The organism is Bacillus sp. AFS073361 (assembly GCF_002567005.1).
In the GTDB taxonomy this organism is placed as follows: Bacteria; Bacillota; Bacilli; order Bacillales; family Cytobacillaceae; genus Neobacillus.
Map to the genome: position 1 here is coordinate 268,068 of NZ_NUZU01000039.1, position 18,000 is coordinate 286,067.

An 18,000-nucleotide genomic window follows, 5' to 3' on the forward strand; every position below is an offset into this window, starting at 1 on the left:
CCTTTTACTCCCTTTTGTCTATAAAAGCCCGCACTAACCCTATCCAGAAATATGTTCGTTTAATTATCCGAATTTTTTTCTTTTAATAGGTTTAGTGAATCATTGGCCTTATGGTCACCCTTTCAATTATCGTATTCTCCATACTACTCGATTCAACTCGAAGAATCAATAGCGAAGTTTGTCAAACGGTGTATACCAATGAAAATCACCTGAACCCCTTATTAGTTTAGGTAAATCCAAGATATTCTAAACTAATAGGATCAATAAAATTAATATACCTATAGATACCTTTTAGTCTTCAAGTCTTGTTATTTGATTATATCTAACTCCTTCTTAATCATACTTTGTCGCAGTTTCGAATATAGTTCAACGAATCCGATGAAAATTATGGTAAATTTTAAATAGAAAAAAAATGAAAGTAGGCGGCTATGGTGTTAGAAAAATTCCCTGTTTATATGAGCTCTTTTAAACAAGAACGACTGATTAGAGTATACCTGCCTAGTAGTTACAGAGAGGAAAATAAAAGATTCCCAGTCTTATATATGCATGACGGACAAAATGTTTTTGAAGATGAAGGGGCCATCAAAGGGGTATCTTTAGGAATGAAAGATTACTTGGATAAGCATGGGCTTGAGATCATTGTCGTTGCGATTGATCTAAATCCTGAGGGGGAGGAACGAGTCAATGAATACTGTCCATGGGGTCATGGAGAGGTAAGCAAACAAATCTTAGGATACGCCAGTCCATCTGGCGGCCGCGGTGAAGAATATATTGATTTTATTGTGAACGAGCTGAAACCGTTAATTGATGAGAAGTACCGTACCATTCAAAATCATACATCGATGGCTGGAATATCATTGGGTGGATTAATCTCCACCTATGCAGCCTGCCGTTATCCGCATATTTTTAAAAGAATCGCAGCTTTATCACCTGGATTTTATCGAAATCAAGAGGAAATTGAAAACCTGTTAAGAACATCAGACTTATCTAAAATCGAAAAGTTTTATATGGATTTTGGCACAAGAGAAGTTGGTGCAGATGAAGAAATGAATCAAGTTTTCCTTGACCTTACCAATCGTGTATACGAAATATTGAATGAAAAAATACACGATTTTCACTTTCAGCTTGTCGAGGATGCGGAACATGCTTATCCATTCTTTAGAAAAAGAATTCCGGCCGTACTCTCCTACATATTTTCAGATTAATACGAAGAAGTACGAAAAGAAGGGTGTCAGGCACCATGTGAAAAATTCACATAGTGCCTGACACCCAATATAACCCAATTAGAATGGTTTTAAGATCATCAAGCTGATGATGATTAAAAAGATGATATTTTCCAGGTTTTCAAATTGGAAGAGTATTTTTGATAAACGCCAATATTCCGCTGGGATTTCTTCGCCTTTATGAGATTCTAAAAGTGCTTTTACTGGTTTTGACCTAGGTGATAGGACAAGCGGACCAATGGCAAGGGCCGCCAAAAAAAGAATCAGACTGGTTACATACCAACCCATCTTAAATAGGCTTGGGTTAAGGAGCCCCATACTTAACCCTGTAATTAATAAAAGCGTGCCGCCAATCATGACAAAAATGTGCAACTTATGTCTAATCTTATAGGAATGTCTTAATTCGGTCATGTTTTTTCCAGATTTAACCACGGTTGTTAATATGAATCCCGGCCCCATCCCTAGGATGGCTGAAAAAATATGTATGAAAACAAGGATTTTATAGATAGTAATCAATTGCTGCCAACCTCCATTCACTCCATCCCCATTTTATCATATTCTTAATTAATATATTAAAGTGAAATATAGTAGTTTTTGTGGCTCCTTTTGAATAAACAAATTTTTAAAGTTAACCCTATTTACAAAAAGAATATACAAAGGAGCTTTTCTGTGAAACAACCTTATGAAATTTTTAATATGATTGTTGATGAAGAGGCATACGATCAAGAAGAAGTAACCGCTGATTTTACCTACCAGGATCAAGATTATAGTATTACTTTTAAAAAAGGGGACCTCGAAGTAGTGAATGCTTGGGTCTTTAAGAACGGAGTGTCATTGCCGGCTAATTTATCCGAGAATATCATCGAATCAATTAGAGCAGATGTGAAGAATAGAATTTAGTTTATTGATGAAAAAGTATAACACACACGTAAGGCCATCAGAACTCTCTCTGATGACCTTTTCTTGTGCACCTAGTTTTGATGAGATAGGACATCATCCAGTTTCTTGATTACTTTTTAATTGTGTAAGTACCTTTTGATAGGCGGCTGCTTCTTGAATCATCCCTTTTGATTGATACATCTTACTGATTTTCCGAACAGGAGCAGGATTTTGCGGATCGAGTTCCATTTCCCAAAAGAAACAATCGATCGCTTGATCAAATTGTTTGAACTCCGCATAATAATCACCTAATTCCATCATCCGATCAGGATTCTCTAATAATCCAACCATTTCACTTATCTTTTTCATCACTTCCAGTCCCGGGATTACCATTTGTATAGGGCTGAGTTGTTCATACACGGTTTTAAGGTCATGCTCTTTAAGGAGGAATTCAGCACATTGGAACACCTTTTGTTCAAAGCGCCTAGTTTTTTCTGAATGTGGCAAGTGCTGCAACAATTTAATAAATTCATCAAAATGTTCTATGACAAATGTCGAGTCAGAATGATCCCAAATTATTAGGAGATTGGCATTGAAGGAGGCTGGCAGGTCATTGATAAATCTGAATAAGCATAGGGCAGTTTTCTCATAATTACCAGCTTGAAGCATTTTGTTGATGACAGATTCTGAATCAGGCAGCACTCGAAAGGGATTGATATTCAGTTGTGCCAAAATCAGCATCCATTCTTCCATCGTCATAAAGCGTAAGGCTCTGCCTGTATACTTCTCGATCGATTTAGTCCCTATAAGTTTCTCGGTATTTTCTAACCATAGCAATAACTCAACTAAACCGTCTTGTTTATTCACTATTTCTTCTAAACATTTTTGTTCTTCTGGATTGGTTCGATTTTTGAAGCAATTCAATTCTACATATAGGGGGTCCTTGGATAGGATTGCAGGTAAACTTGAGGAATGGTAAAAATGGTGGTATGAACTAAATTCTTGGGCGGTCAAACGTTCTTGTGCTGATTTGAAGTTCGGTGCGAAATCAGCTAACATCTGAAGGATTTGAAAGGATTTTAGAAATTTACCGTTTCTTCTAAAGTGGAAGAAAACCTTATCAATAGCCTTGATTAGTTGCTCTTTTTCGAAAAAAGAGTCAAGTGTGGTTAGTATATAGACCATTTCCTGTGGTGAGTAATCGAGTTGAAGTCGAGAAAAAAGGTTACTTTTATTGGGAATAGTTACGGTTCCTTCGGGGATTAATGCACGTAAGATTGGATGCGGAAATTCAATAGTAATACCTTCTTGAGTCGCTTTATATATAAATGTTCCTTTCTCGACTTGGTCGAGCTTTCCACCAAAAATAAGGGCATTATTATAGTAAATAAGATAATATCTTTCTTGATCTACCGTACTAAGTTGGATTACCTTACTCCTTGCATATACGGCGGCCCTTATTACATTTCCTTTTACCATATGTTTTTTATTTTTTATCGAAATTTCGGTTGGCATTATTTGATTGTTATCCATTCTGCATCTGCCCCCTATCGTAATATACAGCTATTAAAACATTTTACCTTCATGACTTTATTATATCATAAACAAAAAAAGAGGTCCTTTAACCGGGACCTCCCTTTTTAGCCTCCTAATCATTCGGGTTAATAATGGCCAATACCTGATGATCTTCCCATTTTCCGTTTATTTTCACATTTTTCACAGCTAATCCTTCTTTATGGAAACCAGATTTCTCTAATACACGAATGGAACCAATATTGTGCGGCATGACGCCGGCCTCTATCCTGTGTAATTTCAATTCCTTAAATGCATAATCCACCATCAACTTAACCGCCTCTGTTGTAAAGCCTCTCCCATTATGCTTTTCATCTAAAAAATATCCGATAAACGCACTATGAAGTGAGCCTCTAAGAACGTGAAATAAATTTATCGTTCCAATTAAGCAGCCCTCATTTGTAAAAATTCCGAACATATAACTTTGATCATGGCTGATTTCATCTTGATAAACCTGAATTCGCTGCAGTTGAGTTTCGACTGTATAGAAATCTTCACTTCGCTCCATTGAAAACATTTCAAAAAAATGGCGATTATCTTTATTTAATTGAAGGAGTGGTACGGCATCTTCTTTAGAGAACGGTCTAATATAGATTTTTTCACCTTTAAAGACAGACTTTTCTTCTCTTGCTCTTAAATGCAATACCATATGTTCGTCATTATAATCGATTCCATTAACTTTGAAGGCATTTTCCTCGAATCCATATACTTGAAAACCTAATTTACGATAAAGTTGTTTTGCTTTATCATTGCTTGCCATCACAGATAAATTTATTTTTTCAATCGCTGGAATCGATTTGGCTTTATTTATGGCCTCAGTCATTAATGCTTTCCCCACACCCCTACCTTGCTTCTTAGGGGTAACATACATCGCAAAAATATTGGCCCGATGCTGAATTTTTTCAGCATTCTCATGTAATAAAGTGACAACTCCAATTAGACTCTTTTGTTCAAATGCACCAAATGTATAATTCCCTTCAGCATTAAAATTACGGACAACTTGGTCAATCGGATTTTCTCTTTTTAAAGCATCTTCGTAACTCGTTAAGAACGCTTCCGGATTCTGCTTTAGTGCTTCCAACCTTAGCGCCCAATAGCTTTCTGCATCAGAAGCAGTTAGTAATTTAAACTCCATAATAATCCCCTCCGCAAATCTAACAGCCAAGAACTCGACCACATCCTGGCTCAGTACTTTTCTGTTGAAATTTAACAAATAGTGCTTAATAAAATTCTACATAAGTTATTATCTAAAAAGAAATGATAAGAGCAAAAACAAAGAAGGTTATCTCATGAAAAAAGTTTTAATTGGTTTATTTATTTCTATCCTCTGCTTCTCTGGAAGTATAAGTCCACTGACAGCCATAAATATAGGATCTGCGCAACAAAAACCGATTCCTCCATATGCAAAGTGGGGTACATTGGCGTTGAAGGAAACCCATAAAAAGTATCCGCAAGCCAAGATCATTGATTATCTTCACATTGGAAGAACAAGCGGACCGCAAACCTCCACCGAAAAGTTTAAGCTTTGGTTAAAAGATAAGAATAAAGAATTCGGTGTCTTCGTCAATATAGAATTTAATAAATCGACGGAAAAAGTCGTCAAGATCACTTTTCAGGAGACCTCAAGATAGTACTTTTTCAAAAAAAGAGAATCAAATTATGTTAAGATTTCTTCGACAACAGATGTACGTCTTCATACATCCAACGTTCTGATCTTCCTGGCTAACTGATGTAAAATGTTTATTCTTGGCAAACTGGTAATTAACATGGAGAATATCTATATTGTTATTCAAACACATACCAGTTGTGTAATGGAAAAGTGGACGTTGGGTCGTATATCCAAGGCCCGGCAGCATGATGTAAATACTTTTATTCAGTTTCTCATGATGAATCCATGAATACGGAATGCTTGAAAATTCATTTCTAACAACCAGTCCTTCTTTCAATTGCTCCAATCCACTTCACCTCTTTTATATCTTCAAAAACTCCTCATTTAAAAATCAGCTTAAATGACCTCCTTAAATTCATTTATAAAAATTCGAGAAGATGGCTCAACTCACCTTCCTACATTTAGAATTTATGGCTGGACGGGTGTACCTAAAACGACTTGTAAGACAAGATTCTACAGGGATTTGGACGGTTGTTGGGTTTGACCGGATTAATCAATAATATTGAATCAAAAACAGAGAACCACTAAGAGTCTTCAACTCTTAGTGGTTCTTTGCTTTTTGGCAGAATTGCATAGATTCCAATTATTAGGAACAAACTAAATTAACCAGTTAATCGGAGTGAATGTTATGCATAACTCATATTGGTATTATGCTTTACTTGTTCTAAGCATCAGTTTATTTAGTTTTATACTATTCAAAAAAAGAAACACTCAATCACTATACTTATTATTAACAAATATAGGTGGGGCTTTTCTGATTGAGACTGTCATCTATAATTTCTTAGCCTGTTACAATTATAATCCGAATTTTATCAAGGCTAATGAATTCTATGACAACAATTTGGGCGCGTTTGTTTCAAATGCCTTTGCTTTACCGGTTGTGGCCACCTTAATTGCTGTTTTTCATTTAAATTGGATATGGATTATTTTTTTCTCGGGATTATTTGTAGGAATTGAGTGGTTGTTTTTAAAGCTGCATATTTACTCCCATAATTGGTGGAGATTAGCCTATACAGGACTGGGGCTCCCATTCTATTTTGCTATGCCCAGATTTATTATCACTGGATTCTGCGTCCTTCCAAAGGATTCCAACATTATTGGATCCTTTATTTAATAACTGGCTCACTCTCTGCAAGTGCACATGTATTGCCAATCATTTTTTTCTCGAATCGAATATACTCCCCTGGTTGGTTCGAAAATCCTGGCCGTGACTCGATTGCCTTGGGTGCCATTTTCTATTTATGTGACAGTCTGTATTATTGTCTATTGACGAAACTTAGCTTAAAAAGGAATTGGATCAAATATATTTTCACGGGTTTCCTTATGTATGTAGTGAATCTAATGCTTATTAATGCTGGAATTCTTCGTAGCCTGGTCTGGTGGGACATCCCCTATTATGTAGGTTTATCAATTCTGCTCCTCATGCTGACAGAAATTATTGATAAAAGATTATCCCAATTGCCAAAGATACCTTTTGGCTACAGTTCCTCATAGCCTCAAATCCCCTGCTCCGAATAGCTAGATTCCCCATCATATCCTTCCTTTTTGCTGACATTATTTTTATTAAATTCGTTAAGAATAATGAATACACCTTCCTCCCTTTTTATTAGCGAAAAAAAAAGCGCTTGCATTTTTTCAAATTCGGCCTATAATACTTGTATACAAGTGTACTCGTATTCAATAAAGAAGGTGTAGCGATGATAGAATCAAAGGATTTATTATATCCGACCAAATGGCTCACGAAAGCTTCAGTCGGAGATCGGGTAACATATGAGCTAAGGATGCAGATTATTTCTGGTCTAATTGAAAGCGGCACCATCCTATCAGAAAATAAGTTAGCCGCTGATTTTAATGTGAGTCGATCACCGATTCGCGAAGCATTAAAAACCCTTGCTTCTGAAAATTTAATCCGGTTAGAGCGAATGGGTGCGGTTGTCATTGGTTTAACCAGCAAAGAAATAGTTGAAATTTATGATGTCCGATTACTGATTGAATCGTTTGTATATGAACGTCTTGTAAAATTAGACACTACATCATTAGTTAAGGAACTGAGTAAAATACTCGAGATGATGAAAATAGCCATCAAATATCACGATGCAGATGAGTTTGCCTATCAAGATCTCCTATTCCACGAAACAATTATTCGGGCAATCAATCATTCTTACATCACGATGATCTGGAATAATGCCAAACCAGTAATGGAGGCTTTCATCCTTTTATCGATGCGGTCCCGGTTCAAGGAAAAATACGAAGACTTTCCGCGCATTGTGGAAAATCATCAATTATATATTGATGCGATCGATGCAAAAAATAGAGACCTCATGATTCTATCCTTACATCAAAATTTCGATGATGTTCAAGGAAAAGTAGAAGACCTGTGGCGGTCTCAACAAATGCTTTCTAAAGGAGTCGAGCAAGAATAATGACAAACTATATGTTGGGGTTAGACATCGGCACGACTAGCACAAAAGCCGTTTTATTTAGTGAAAAAGGTGAAGTCATCCAACAAGAGAATATTGGTTACCCACTCTATACACCTGATATTTCAACAGCTGAGCAGGACCCAGAAGAGATTTTTGCGGCTGTAGTAAAAGCGATTTCAAATATTATGAAGCATCACCCACAAAAAGAAATTTCGTTTATTTCTTTTAGCAGTGCCATGCATAGTCTCATTGCTATGGATGAAAATGATCAACCGCTGACACCGTGCATCACATGGGCAGATAATCGCAGTGAGGCCTGGAGCCATAAAATAAAAGAGGAATTAAATGGACATGAGGTCTACAAACGGACAGGAACGCCGATTCACCCGATGTCGCCATTAAGCAAAATTACTTGGATTGTGAATGATCGTCCAGAGATAGCTAAAAAAGCGAAAAAATATATCGGGATAAAGGAATATATCTTTAAAAAGTTTTTTGACCAATACGTTGTCGATCATTCCCTTGCTTCAGCCATGTGCATGATGGATCTCAAAAAACTAGATTGGGACCAGGAAGCATTAAAAATCGCTGGAATTTCACGTGAACAGTTATCTAGGCTTGTCTCAACAACTGAGATTTTTACCAACTGTGACCCAGAATTAGCACACCAAATGGGGATAGATCCTCAAACACCTTTTGTGATTGGTGCCAGTGATGGAGTCCTTTCCAATCTTGGGGTAAATGCGATTCGAAAAGGGGAGATTGCGGTCACTATAGGGACAAGCGGTGCAATTCGGACTATTATTGATCAGCCGCATACCGATGAGAAGGGTCGCATTTTTTGCTACGCATTAACAGAAAAACATTGGGTAATTGGCGGGCCCGTTAACAATGGCGGGATGATTTTCCGCTGGGTACGGGATGAATTTGCCGCTTCCGAGGTGGAAACCGCCAAAAGATTAGGCATTGATCCATATGAAGTACTAACAAAAATCGCAGAAGGTGTACGGCCGGGAGCAGATGGATTGATATTTCATCCATATCTAGCGGGTGAACGGGCGCCATTATGGAATCCAGATGTACGCGGATCATTTTTCGGCTTAACGATGGCGCACAAGAAAGAACATATGATTCGCGCTGCCCTGGAAGGAGTTATTTACAATTTATATACAGTATTTCTAGCATTAATTGAATGCATGGAAGGTTCAGTGACACGAATCCAAGCAACAGGAGGATTTGCGAGGTCAGAGGTTTGGCGTCAAATGATGTCCGATATTTTCGACCTCGAAGTAGTTGTTCCAGAAAGCTACGAAAGTTCATGCCTGGGTGCTTGTATCTTAGGTTTATATGCTACGGGAAAAATCGATTCGTTTGATGTTGTTTCTGAAATGGTTGGAAGTACACACAAACATACGCCTAAAGAAGAGGCAGCAAGAGAGTATAGAGAATTACTGCCAATCTTTATAAACTTATCGAGAGTTTTAGAAGAAGATTATACACGGATTGCCAATTATCAAAGAGGATTAATTAATAGAAATAAATAAATTTTGGGGGAATTTTCATGCCATTAGTTATAGTTGCAATTGGGATCATAGCATTACTGATTTTAATCATGGGCTTTAAATTAAACACCTTTGTTTCACTTATCATTGTCTCATTCGGTGTGGCCATTGCACTTGGAATGAAATTAGATGAAATCATCGCAACAATTGAAGCCGGGCTAGGCGGGACACTTGGACATATAGCACTCATTTTCGGGCTTGGTGCAATGCTTGGTAAATTAGTTGCAGATTCAGGAGGAGCGCAGCGGATTGCGATGACTCTTGTTAATAAATTTGGTGAAAAGAATATTCAGTGGGCTGTAGTGGTCGCATCATTCATTATCGGAATTGCTTTATTCTTTGAAGTAGGATTAGTTTTATTAATTCCAATCGTATTTGCGATTTCTAAACAATTAAAGGTTTCTATTCTATTTCTTGGTATTCCAATGGCAGCAGCTTTATCTGTAACACACGGATTTTTACCTCCACATCCTGGACCAACAACCATCGCAGGTGAATATGGTGCAGATATTGGGGAAGTATTACTTTACGGCTTTATTATTTCCATTCCAACTGTCTTTATTGCTGGACCTTTGTTTACAAAGATAGCGAAAAGATTGGTTCCTGCATCCTTTACGAGAACTGGAGATATCGCCTCTTTAGGTGAGCAAAAAACATTCAAAATGGAAGACACCCCTGGATTTGGAATCAGTGTATTTACTGCAATGCTTCCTGTAATTCTAATGTCGATCGCTACAATTATTACTTTGCTTCAAAAAACAATGGGATTTGCAGATAACACTTTACTTGCCATTATCCGTTTTGTCGGCGGTGCATCGCCTGCCATGGTGATCTCGTTATTATTCGCTATTTATACAATGGGGTTAGCAAGAAATATTCCTATTAAAACAGTGATGGATTCTTGTTCAACAGCCATCTCACATATTGGGATGATGCTATTAATTATCGGTGGCGGCGGTGCCTTCAAACAAGTATTAATTAATGGTCATGTAGGAGACTATGTAGCTGAATTATTTAAAGGTACTTCATTATCACCAATTATTCTAGCATGGATCATCGCAGCTATTTTACGTATTGCCTTAGGATCTGCGACAGTTGCTGCTTTAACCACTGCTGGGTTAGTGATTCCAATGTTAGGTCAAACAGACGTGAACCTTGCCTTAGTCGTCCTAGCCACTGGAGCGGGTAGTTTAATTGCCTCGCACGTTAACGATGCCGGTTTCTGGATGTTTAAAGAGTATTTTGGTTTAACCATGAAAGAAACATTTGCAACCTGGACATTACTTGAGACAATCATCTCCGTTTGTGGTTTAGGTTTTATTTTAATACTAAGTTTATTTGTTTAAGATAAAGCCAATAGTGGGGGATTTATGTTCCCCACTATTGGCAGTTTAAAGGAGAAGAAAGTGAAATGGACAATACAATTGGAGTTATTGGATTAGGTGTAATGGGCAGCAATATTGCCTTAAATATGGCAAACAAAGGTGAAAAAGTAGCGGTCTATAATTACACGAGGGATCTCACAGATAAACTTTTACAAAGAATTGACTGTGAAACGATCGCCCCGTATTACGACGTACAAAGTTTTGTTCAATCCTTGGAAACCCCTAGGAAGATCTTCCTTATGGTGACCGCTGGGGCAGCCATCGATTCAGTGATTTCATCGTTAGTTCCTTTTCTTGAGCCTGGGGACATTATTATGGACGGCGGGAACTCCCATTATGAAGATACGGCCAGAAGATATGAGGATCTGAAGTCGAAAGAAATTGAGTATTTAGGGATTGGCATTTCTGGTGGAGAGGTTGGCGCTTTAAATGGTCCTTCGATTATGCCTGGCGGGGAGAAAGATGCTTATGAAAAAGTAGCGCCCATCCTCACCAAAATAGCTGCCCAAGTGGATGGTACCCCATGTTGTACATATATTGGTCCAAAAGGTGCAGGGCATTTTGTGAAAATGGTCCACAATGGCATCGAATATGCTGATATGCAATTGATCGCTGAAGCCTATACCTTTTTAAGGGAAAGATTACAATTATCTGTGAATGAAATTGCCGATACCTTTGAAAAATGGAATCAGGGTGAACTGAAAAGCTACCTTATCGAAATCACAGCCGAAATTTTAAAGAAGAAGGATGAAAAAACAGGCCTGCCATTGATAGATGTCATTCTTGATAAAGTAGGGCAAAAAGGGACGGGTAAATGGACAAGTATGCAAGCTATCGATAATGGGATTCCCTTATCCATCATTACGGAGTCATTATTCTCCCGTTATGTATCATCTTTAAAAGAAGAACGTGTTTTTGCAGAAGAAATTTTAGCTGGACCGGAAGTGGAGCTGTCAATAGAAGATAAAGATTTGTGGATTGAGCATATTAGACAGGCTTTATATATGGGTAAAGTTTGTGCCTATGCGCAAGGGTTTACACAATATAAAATGACCTCTGACCTCTATGACTGGAACTTACCATTGGAGGAAATTGCACTTATTTTCCGCGGCGGGTGTATCATTCGTGCTGAGTTCTTAAACGTAATAAGTGAAGCCTATCAAACACAAGCAAATTTGAAGAATTTATTAATTGCTCCTTTTTTCGCTGAAAAAGTAAAAGAGTATCAATCAGGTTTAAGGAAAATCGTATGTGAGGGAATTAATTCTGGAATCCCCTTTCCTTGCTTAAGTGCTTCCCTTTCCTATTTAGATAGCTATCGAAGAGGCCATTCCAATGCCAGCCTTTTACAGGCTCAACGGGATTATTTCGGTGCCCATACTTATGAGCGAATCGATATGGATGGTGTTTTTCACACTGACTGGAACTAATCTTTAATCAATCACAAAGTCCTATACTCGTTATTGAGTATAGGACTTTGTTCTATTTTTAGATAGAGTGTGAATAGAATGAAACGAAAGGATTATGGAAAGAAAAGCCAACTAATTATAGGAGGGATTTTATGTCAACATCAAGAATACTGAAATGGGTTTCAGGTGGGCTTGAAGCATTACTGGGAATTCCTGTACTTGGAGGTACGATCGTTATCAGTCTTGTATGGACCCCTCTAGCAATTATGTTAATATTACATATTGTTACGTTGGTGATTACCAAAAAAGAGGGCAGCGGGTCCATTACAGGTAGTGTCCTTGGAATCATAACTTCATGTATAGGCTGGATTCCGTTTTTAGGAATGGTTATGCATATTATCTCTGCAGTTATTCTAATGGTTGATGCAGCTAAGGCAGAAGGCAATCAAGCAGGAAGCTAATCTTCCTGCTTGATTGCCTCACTATGTATAAAACCTCTCAAACCTACTCCCCCTGTAAAAATCAGATAGGAATACTAACAGTAATCTTATCTGATTTTTACTGATTAAACTATACTATTAAATGGAATAATCTTGGGGGATAAAGACTTTTAATTGTTGCGGCTTTACAAACACTTCTTCGCCTGTCTTTAGATTAAGGCTGCGAAATTGCTCCTTTCTTAATTCTACTTCTAGGTAGTCCCCGTTATCCTTTCGAATTAGTTCAAGTTGGACAGCTGCCCCAACTAAATGAATATAATTAATTTTGGCAGAAACTGAATCCTGACTGGCTTCCCTTTCGATACTAATATCATGCGGACGAACATAACCAACTGCCTCGGTATTCTCTATCTCCGAAAATTCTGGAGCATCGACTTCAAAATGCCCATTCCGTAATTTCCCGTTATGCAGACGACCTTTAAACAAATTCACATTTCCTAAAAAGTGATAAACAAAAGGACTGTTTGGATTTTCATAAACCTCTTCTGGTGTTCCAATTTGCTCAATCTTCCCTTCATTCATCACGACCACACGATCGGCAACATCCAGCGCCTCCTCTTGGTCATGGGTCACAAATATACTGGTAATCTGATAATCATCATGAAGTTTTCTTAACCATCTGCGAAGATCTTTCCGGACCTTGGCATCTAAGGCTCCAAATGGTTCATCTAACAATAGCACCTTAGGCTCCACCGCTAATGCCCGTGCTAATGCGACCCTCTGCCGTTGACCCCCAGACAAATTGGATGGATATCGATCGGCAAAGGCCTCTAGTTTTACTAACTTTAGTAATTCCATGACCTTTTCTCTTATTTCGTTTTTGGAAGGCCGTAATTTTCTGGGCCGCACTTTTAATCCATAAGCAACATTATCAAAAACAGTCATATGGCGAAACAAAGCATAATGCTGAAAGACAAATCCTACTTTTCGTTCCTTTGTACTGATGTGCGTAATGTCTTCTTCCCCAAACAGAATCGCACCTTGATTGGCTGCTTCTAAGCCCGCGATAATCCTCAGCAGCGATGTTTTTCCAGAACCAGACGGACCAAGCAGTGCAACGAGCTCCCCCGTTTGAATATCAAGATTTATTTGATCAAGAGCTTGGAAATTTCCAAATGATTTTGAGATATTTTGGATTTGAATACTCATCTTAATGCGCTCCTTCTTCTGATTCAAATGACTTTCTTGCTTTCCACTCAATGAAATTTTTTACAATCAGTGTAATGATGGCAAACAATGACATTAAGGAAGCCACCGCAAAGGCAGCGGAAAATTGATACTCATTGTATAAAATTTCGATATGAAGCGGCATCGTATTGGTCAGGCCCCGGATATGTCCCGAAACAACCGATACTGCCCCAAACTCTCCAATCGCCCGCGCACTGCAGAGAATAACCCCATATAGTAGTCCCCACTTAATATTCGGTAAAGTTACCAAAAAGAATGTTTTCCAGCCGCTCGCCCCTAGCGTCAGAGATGCTTCTTCATCGGCCGTTCCCTGCGTTTGCATTAATGGAATCAGCTCCCTGGCGACGAATGGCAGTGTCACTAAAAGCGTGGCCAGCGCAATTCCTGGTACCGCAAAGATGATTTTGATATTATGATCAATTAACCATTGTCCAAATAAACCATGGGCACTAAATAATAAAACAAACACCAATCCCGCAATCACTGGGGAAATGGCAAATGGAAGATCAATAATCGTAATCAATAGACTTTTTCCCTTAAAATTGAACTTGGTAACCGCCCATGCCGCAGCGACTCCAAAGATGGCATTTAGGGGAACAGTAATTAAGGTAATTATCAGTGTTAGCTTAATAGCCGATAATGCGTCTGGATTGCTAATAGCCTCTAGAAAAACTGCCGCCCCTTTATCAAAGGCTTTGATAAAAATAGCAACCAGTGGCAACACCAAAAACAACCCTAAGAATGCTAAAGCGAGTGTGATGAGTACCCAGCGCACAAGGCGTGGTTCAGAGTTGCTGGACGAAGCTTGGACCGGTGCTGTTGAATACTGCAATGAGACATTTCCTGCCATAAGGACCCCCTTCTAGACCTGTTCTTTTTCATCTGTAGTTTGCTATTTTTAGATTCGCTGATAGAACCGGTAAATTCGCTGATAGAATCAGTAAATTCGCTGATAGAACCGGTAAATTCGCCGATTGAACCGGTAAATTCGCCGATTGAACCGGTAAATTCGCCTTCCTCAAAAACAATTAAAATACTAAATAAATTTCCTATTCGTCCACCACTGCAATACGTTAATAATAAGTAAGGTCGTGAAAGAAAAGATCAACATCACGGCCGCAATGGCTGTTGCACCTGCATAATCATACTGTTCTAATTTCGTCATGATTAAAAGTGGGGTAATCTCTGTCCGCATCGGCATATTTCCTGCAATAAAAACTACCGAACCGTATTCCCCCAGGGCCCGAGCGAAGGCGAGCGCGAAACCAGTCAACGCAGCCGGCATTATTTCTGGAAATATTACTTTTACAAATGTTTGCGAACGGTTTGCCCCTAAGCTTGCCGATGCTTCTTCTATTTCTTTCTCCAAGCTTTGCAAGACGGGCTGGACGGTACGTACCACAAAGGGCAGACCAATAAAGGTTAATGCCAGTGTAATTCCAAGCGGAGTAAACGCCACCTTAAAACCTAAAAACTGTCCAATCCAGCCATTCTCTGTATACAATGTCGTTAAGGCAATTCCAGCAATTGCTGTTGGCAGGGCAAACGGCAAATCAACTAGTCCATCAATAATTCGTCGGCCCGGAAATGGATAACGGACTAGCACCCATGCGATTAATACGCCAAAAATAACATTAATAAACGCGGCGGAAAACGCTGCACCAAAGCTCAATTTATAGGAGGCAACCACCCTTGGATCTGAAATCGTCCCCCCAATTTTTGACCACTCAACTGTCACTGAATTAATAAAAATCATTGATAATGGCAGAATAACAAGAATGCTTATATAAAACATCGTAAACCCTAACGACAGGCCGAATCCCGGCAGAACACTTTTTCTTTTCATTTTCATACTTGCTAATCGAGCCATGAGGTTGACCCCTTCCAAATAATATACATGTAGGGCGCCCTCCATCACACTTGATAGAGGACACCCGTCCCACTGAACAACTTTTACGGCTGGTAAATCTGATCAAACGTTCCCCCATCATTAAAATGCGTCTCTTGTGCTTTTTTCCATCCCCCAAAATCGTCGTCAATGGTCACTAGATTAATTTTTGGAAAGACATCTGCATATTTATCAAGAATCGTTTGATTGCGAGGACGATAATAGTTCTTAGCGATTATTTCCTGTCCCACATCACTGTATAGATAGTTCAAATAGGCTTCAGCCACCTCTTTTGTTCCCTTTTTCTCGACGTTCTTATCCACAACTGCAACTGGTGGTTCGGCAAGAATACTGATGGATGGGACGACAATCTCAAACTTGTCTTTTCCTAATTCATTTAGGGTCAAGAAGGCTTCGTTCTCCCAGGCAACCAAGACATCACCAATTCCTCTTTCCACGAACGTCGTAGTTGCGCCGCGGGCTCCAGAATCTAAAACTTCTACATTTTTATATAGTTGGCTCATAAATTTCTTAACTTTCGTTTCATCACCATTAAATTTATCTTTTGCATAGGCCCAAGCAGCTAAGTAATTCCAGCGGGCACCACCTGACGTCTTTGGATTCGGGGTGATGACGGAAGTACCTTTTTTCGTTAAATCGTCCCAATCCTTAATTCCCTTAGGATTTCCCTTTCTAACAAGAAACACAATCGTCGACGTATATGGTGTGGAGTTATCCTTTAGGTTCTTCTGCCAATCCTTAGAGAGTAAGCCTCCTAGATTCGCAATTTCATCAATGTCATAGGCCAATGCTAATGTCACCACATCTGCCTCAAGTCCATCCATAACGGCACGGCCTTGCTTCCCAGAACCGCCATGTGATTGTTGAATCGTCACTTTTTGCCCTTTTTCGTTTTCCCAGTACTTAGCGAATTCTCCGTTAAATTCTTCATAAAGTTCTCGGGTTGGGTCATATGAGACATTCAATAATTGGACAGGTTCCTTCGTTTTTGCAGCTTCTTGTTTGGTTCCTCCATCCTTTTTCTCAGAACTTTGGTTGCTTGCCTGTGTACCGCATCCGGCCAAAATAAGAGCGATTAGAATAAGTACAGTTGTGAATTTGTAAGTTATTTTCATTAGTAATTTCCCCCTTTTATAAACGAAAAAGACTACTTAATCCTAGACCATTCCTTTTGAATGAATTTCTGCGTTACGGCCTTAGTAAAAGACCCGTCAGAAATGGTCATCCTTCGGATTGTCTAGAGAATAAGTAGCCTTCAGTGGACTGATCGGCAATATTTTTAAAATGAACGAGATAATAAGTGTTATTACTTTTGTTCTTTCGGGATGTACTTTTTTTGTTGTGCAAATCTAGTTTTCTCTGTTTTATCAATTTGGGTAATGCTGCCATCATGTACTGTTATCACCACAGATCCATACTCCAGCCCTTTAAGTATCGACAGTATATAATTTGCTTTTGCTTGATCCACGAATGCCATCATATCATCCTCTCTTATTCTACCAATTTCATATAAGAATACTTGGTTTTATTGTAAAAAAAAAATGATCCAATGACAGACAACAATGTGGACTGCACTTACTTATTGGAAAATTCATGATCAGTCACCTTCCTAACAAAAGAGGCCTATACCCCTTTATTATTTCTAAGAGTATAAGCCTTTGGTTTTCCAATCAGCTTAATTTAACGTTTACGATATATTTTAATTATTTACATTTTATTCTGACTTTTCCTACCTGTCAAGTGGGTTTTTAAAACCCATTTGAATTATTTTAAAATAAGTCGAAAAGCTTTTACGATAATACCATCATCGGCAGGCTCGAAGTCGTATTGGGGTAACCGCTCGAAACCCATTCGTTCATATAGATTCATCGCACTTACCATAAAATCCGCTGTGTGCAGTCCTATCGCTGGATATCCCTGTGCTTTTGCACGCTTCATACATTCTGAGATCAAGGCAGCTGCTACTCCTTTTCCTCGAGCGTGCGGTGTGACTGCGAGCATCCGGATCTCGGGATAATCCAACTCACCCACCAATCCTTCATAAGCATCAGTTTTGGCTGGAAATAAGGCAACACTGCCTACGATGCTCCCATCCAACTCCGCAACAATCCGTTCCACATTTTCCTGCAAATCTGCTTCTGACGAAATGGCTTGTTTAAGAGCCTGCCAGTGCTCTTGTGGAATGCTATGGGCATGTTCTTCATAGGAGTGAACTCTTTGCTCGCGAATAAATGGGAATTCATCCGCTTCAGCATCACGTATATTCATTTTTCCACCTGCT

Annotated in this window: 19 protein-coding genes and 1 pseudogene; 9 read left to right on the top strand and 11 right to left on the bottom strand. The window is 38.8% G+C overall.

All coding sequences use genetic code 11. The annotated features are described in order from the left end of the window. Nucleotides 1-428: 428 nt before the first annotated feature. A complete protein-coding gene (locus COJ96_RS21645; protein WP_251461004.1) occupies nt 429-1,205 on the top strand; it encodes an alpha/beta hydrolase in 777 nt (258 codons plus the stop codon). 78 nt (nt 1,206-1,283) lie between these two features. On the opposite strand, the gene COJ96_RS21650 is transcribed toward COJ96_RS21645, so the two are convergent. Next, entirely contained in the window at nt 1,284-1,739 is a 456-nt protein-coding gene (locus COJ96_RS21650) for a DUF2269 family protein (RefSeq protein ID WP_098575860.1), read from the bottom strand. A 153-nt stretch (nt 1,740-1,892) separates the two neighbouring features. Between COJ96_RS21650 and COJ96_RS21655 the strand changes: the two genes are divergently transcribed. Continuing rightward, nucleotides 1,893-2,123, top strand: coding sequence for a hypothetical protein (locus tag COJ96_RS21655; protein WP_257148588.1), 231 nt, complete (start codon nt 1,893-1,895; stop codon nt 2,121-2,123). Between the two features lie 93 nt (nt 2,124-2,216). Here the strand turns inward: COJ96_RS21655 and COJ96_RS21660 are convergent, their stop codons facing one another. From COJ96_RS21660 to COJ96_RS28840, 3 genes and pseudogenes are all read right to left on the bottom strand, one after another. Further along, nucleotides 2,217-3,635, bottom strand: coding sequence for a tetratricopeptide repeat protein (locus tag COJ96_RS21660; protein ID WP_098575861.1), 1,419 nt, complete (start codon nt 3,633-3,635; stop codon nt 2,217-2,219). A gap of 115 nt (nt 3,636-3,750) precedes the next feature. Continuing rightward, entirely contained in the window at nt 3,751-4,323 is a 573-nt protein-coding gene (locus COJ96_RS21665) for a GNAT family N-acetyltransferase (protein WP_098576153.1), read from the bottom strand. A gap of 9 nt (nt 4,324-4,332) precedes the next feature. Next, nucleotides 4,333-4,809 (bottom strand): annotated as a pseudogene (locus COJ96_RS28840) (GNAT family N-acetyltransferase); the annotation flags it as partial. A 154-nt stretch (nt 4,810-4,963) separates the two neighbouring features. Here COJ96_RS28840 and COJ96_RS21670 point away from each other — a divergent pair. Continuing rightward, entirely contained in the window at nt 4,964-5,305 is a 342-nt protein-coding gene (locus COJ96_RS21670; RefSeq protein WP_098575862.1) for a YqzG/YhdC family protein, read from the top strand. A 21-nt stretch (nt 5,306-5,326) separates the two neighbouring features. Here COJ96_RS21670 and COJ96_RS21675 read toward each other — a convergent pair whose 3' ends face one another. After that, the gene (locus COJ96_RS21675; protein ID WP_098575863.1) at nt 5,327-5,629 is read right to left on the bottom strand and encodes a hypothetical protein; all 303 of its coding nucleotides are present in this window, start codon (nt 5,627-5,629) and stop codon (nt 5,327-5,329) included. Between the two features lie 342 nt (nt 5,630-5,971). Here COJ96_RS21675 and COJ96_RS21680 point away from each other — a divergent pair, with 342 nt between their 5' ends. From COJ96_RS21680 to COJ96_RS21705, 6 genes are all read left to right on the top strand, one after another. Continuing rightward, the gene (locus COJ96_RS21680; RefSeq protein WP_098575864.1) at nt 5,972-6,457 is read left to right on the top strand and encodes a hypothetical protein; all 486 of its coding nucleotides are present in this window, start codon (nt 5,972-5,974) and stop codon (nt 6,455-6,457) included. A 583-nt stretch (nt 6,458-7,040) separates the two neighbouring features. After that, a complete protein-coding gene (locus tag COJ96_RS21685; RefSeq protein WP_098575865.1) occupies nt 7,041-7,766 on the top strand; it encodes a GntR family transcriptional regulator in 726 nt (241 codons plus the stop codon). Next, the gene (gntK, locus tag COJ96_RS21690; RefSeq protein ID WP_098575866.1) at nt 7,766-9,310 is read left to right on the top strand and encodes a gluconokinase; all 1,545 of its coding nucleotides are present in this window, start codon (nt 7,766-7,768) and stop codon (nt 9,308-9,310) included. Before COJ96_RS21685 ends, gntK begins: the two co-directional genes overlap by 1 nt. A 17-nt stretch (nt 9,311-9,327) precedes the next feature. Next, the gene (locus COJ96_RS21695) at nt 9,328-10,674 is read left to right on the top strand and encodes a GntP family permease (RefSeq protein ID WP_098575867.1); all 1,347 of its coding nucleotides are present in this window, start codon (nt 9,328-9,330) and stop codon (nt 10,672-10,674) included. Between the two features lie 65 nt (nt 10,675-10,739). After that, nucleotides 10,740-12,143, top strand: a complete 1,404-nt coding sequence (gnd, locus tag COJ96_RS21700; protein WP_098575868.1) for a decarboxylating NADP(+)-dependent phosphogluconate dehydrogenase — start codon at nt 10,740-10,742, stop codon at nt 12,141-12,143. A gap of 131 nt (nt 12,144-12,274) precedes the next feature. Then, complete coding sequence (locus COJ96_RS21705; RefSeq protein WP_098575869.1) at nt 12,275-12,583, top strand: hypothetical protein; 309 nt, start codon at nt 12,275-12,277, stop codon at nt 12,581-12,583. A gap of 117 nt (nt 12,584-12,700) precedes the next feature. Here the strand turns inward: COJ96_RS21705 and COJ96_RS21710 are convergent, their stop codons facing one another. From COJ96_RS21710 to COJ96_RS21735, 6 genes are all read right to left on the bottom strand, one after another. After that, nucleotides 12,701-13,771, bottom strand: a complete 1,071-nt coding sequence (locus tag COJ96_RS21710) for a sulfate/molybdate ABC transporter ATP-binding protein (RefSeq protein WP_098575870.1) — start codon at nt 13,769-13,771, stop codon at nt 12,701-12,703. A 1-nt stretch (nt 13,772) separates the two neighbouring features. Further along, nucleotides 13,773-14,660, bottom strand: a complete 888-nt coding sequence (gene cysW / locus COJ96_RS21715; protein WP_098575871.1) for a sulfate ABC transporter permease subunit CysW — start codon at nt 14,658-14,660, stop codon at nt 13,773-13,775. Nucleotides 14,661-14,846: 186 nt separating this feature from the next. Further along, entirely contained in the window at nt 14,847-15,680 is an 834-nt protein-coding gene (gene cysT / locus COJ96_RS21720) for a sulfate ABC transporter permease subunit CysT (protein WP_098575872.1), read from the bottom strand. Between the two features lie 83 nt (nt 15,681-15,763). Then, on the bottom strand, nt 15,764-16,834 hold the full coding sequence (locus COJ96_RS21725; protein ID WP_098575873.1) for a sulfate ABC transporter substrate-binding protein: 1,071 nt from the start codon (nt 16,832-16,834) through the stop codon (nt 15,764-15,766). A gap of 191 nt (nt 16,835-17,025) precedes the next feature. Further along, nucleotides 17,026-17,196, bottom strand: coding sequence for a YezD family protein (locus COJ96_RS21730; protein ID WP_180230223.1), 171 nt, complete (start codon nt 17,194-17,196; stop codon nt 17,026-17,028). A 287-nt stretch (nt 17,197-17,483) separates the two neighbouring features. Beyond that, the gene (locus COJ96_RS21735; RefSeq protein WP_098575874.1) at nt 17,484-17,987 is read right to left on the bottom strand and encodes a GNAT family N-acetyltransferase; all 504 of its coding nucleotides are present in this window, start codon (nt 17,985-17,987) and stop codon (nt 17,484-17,486) included. Nucleotides 17,988-18,000: the final 13 nt, after the last annotated feature.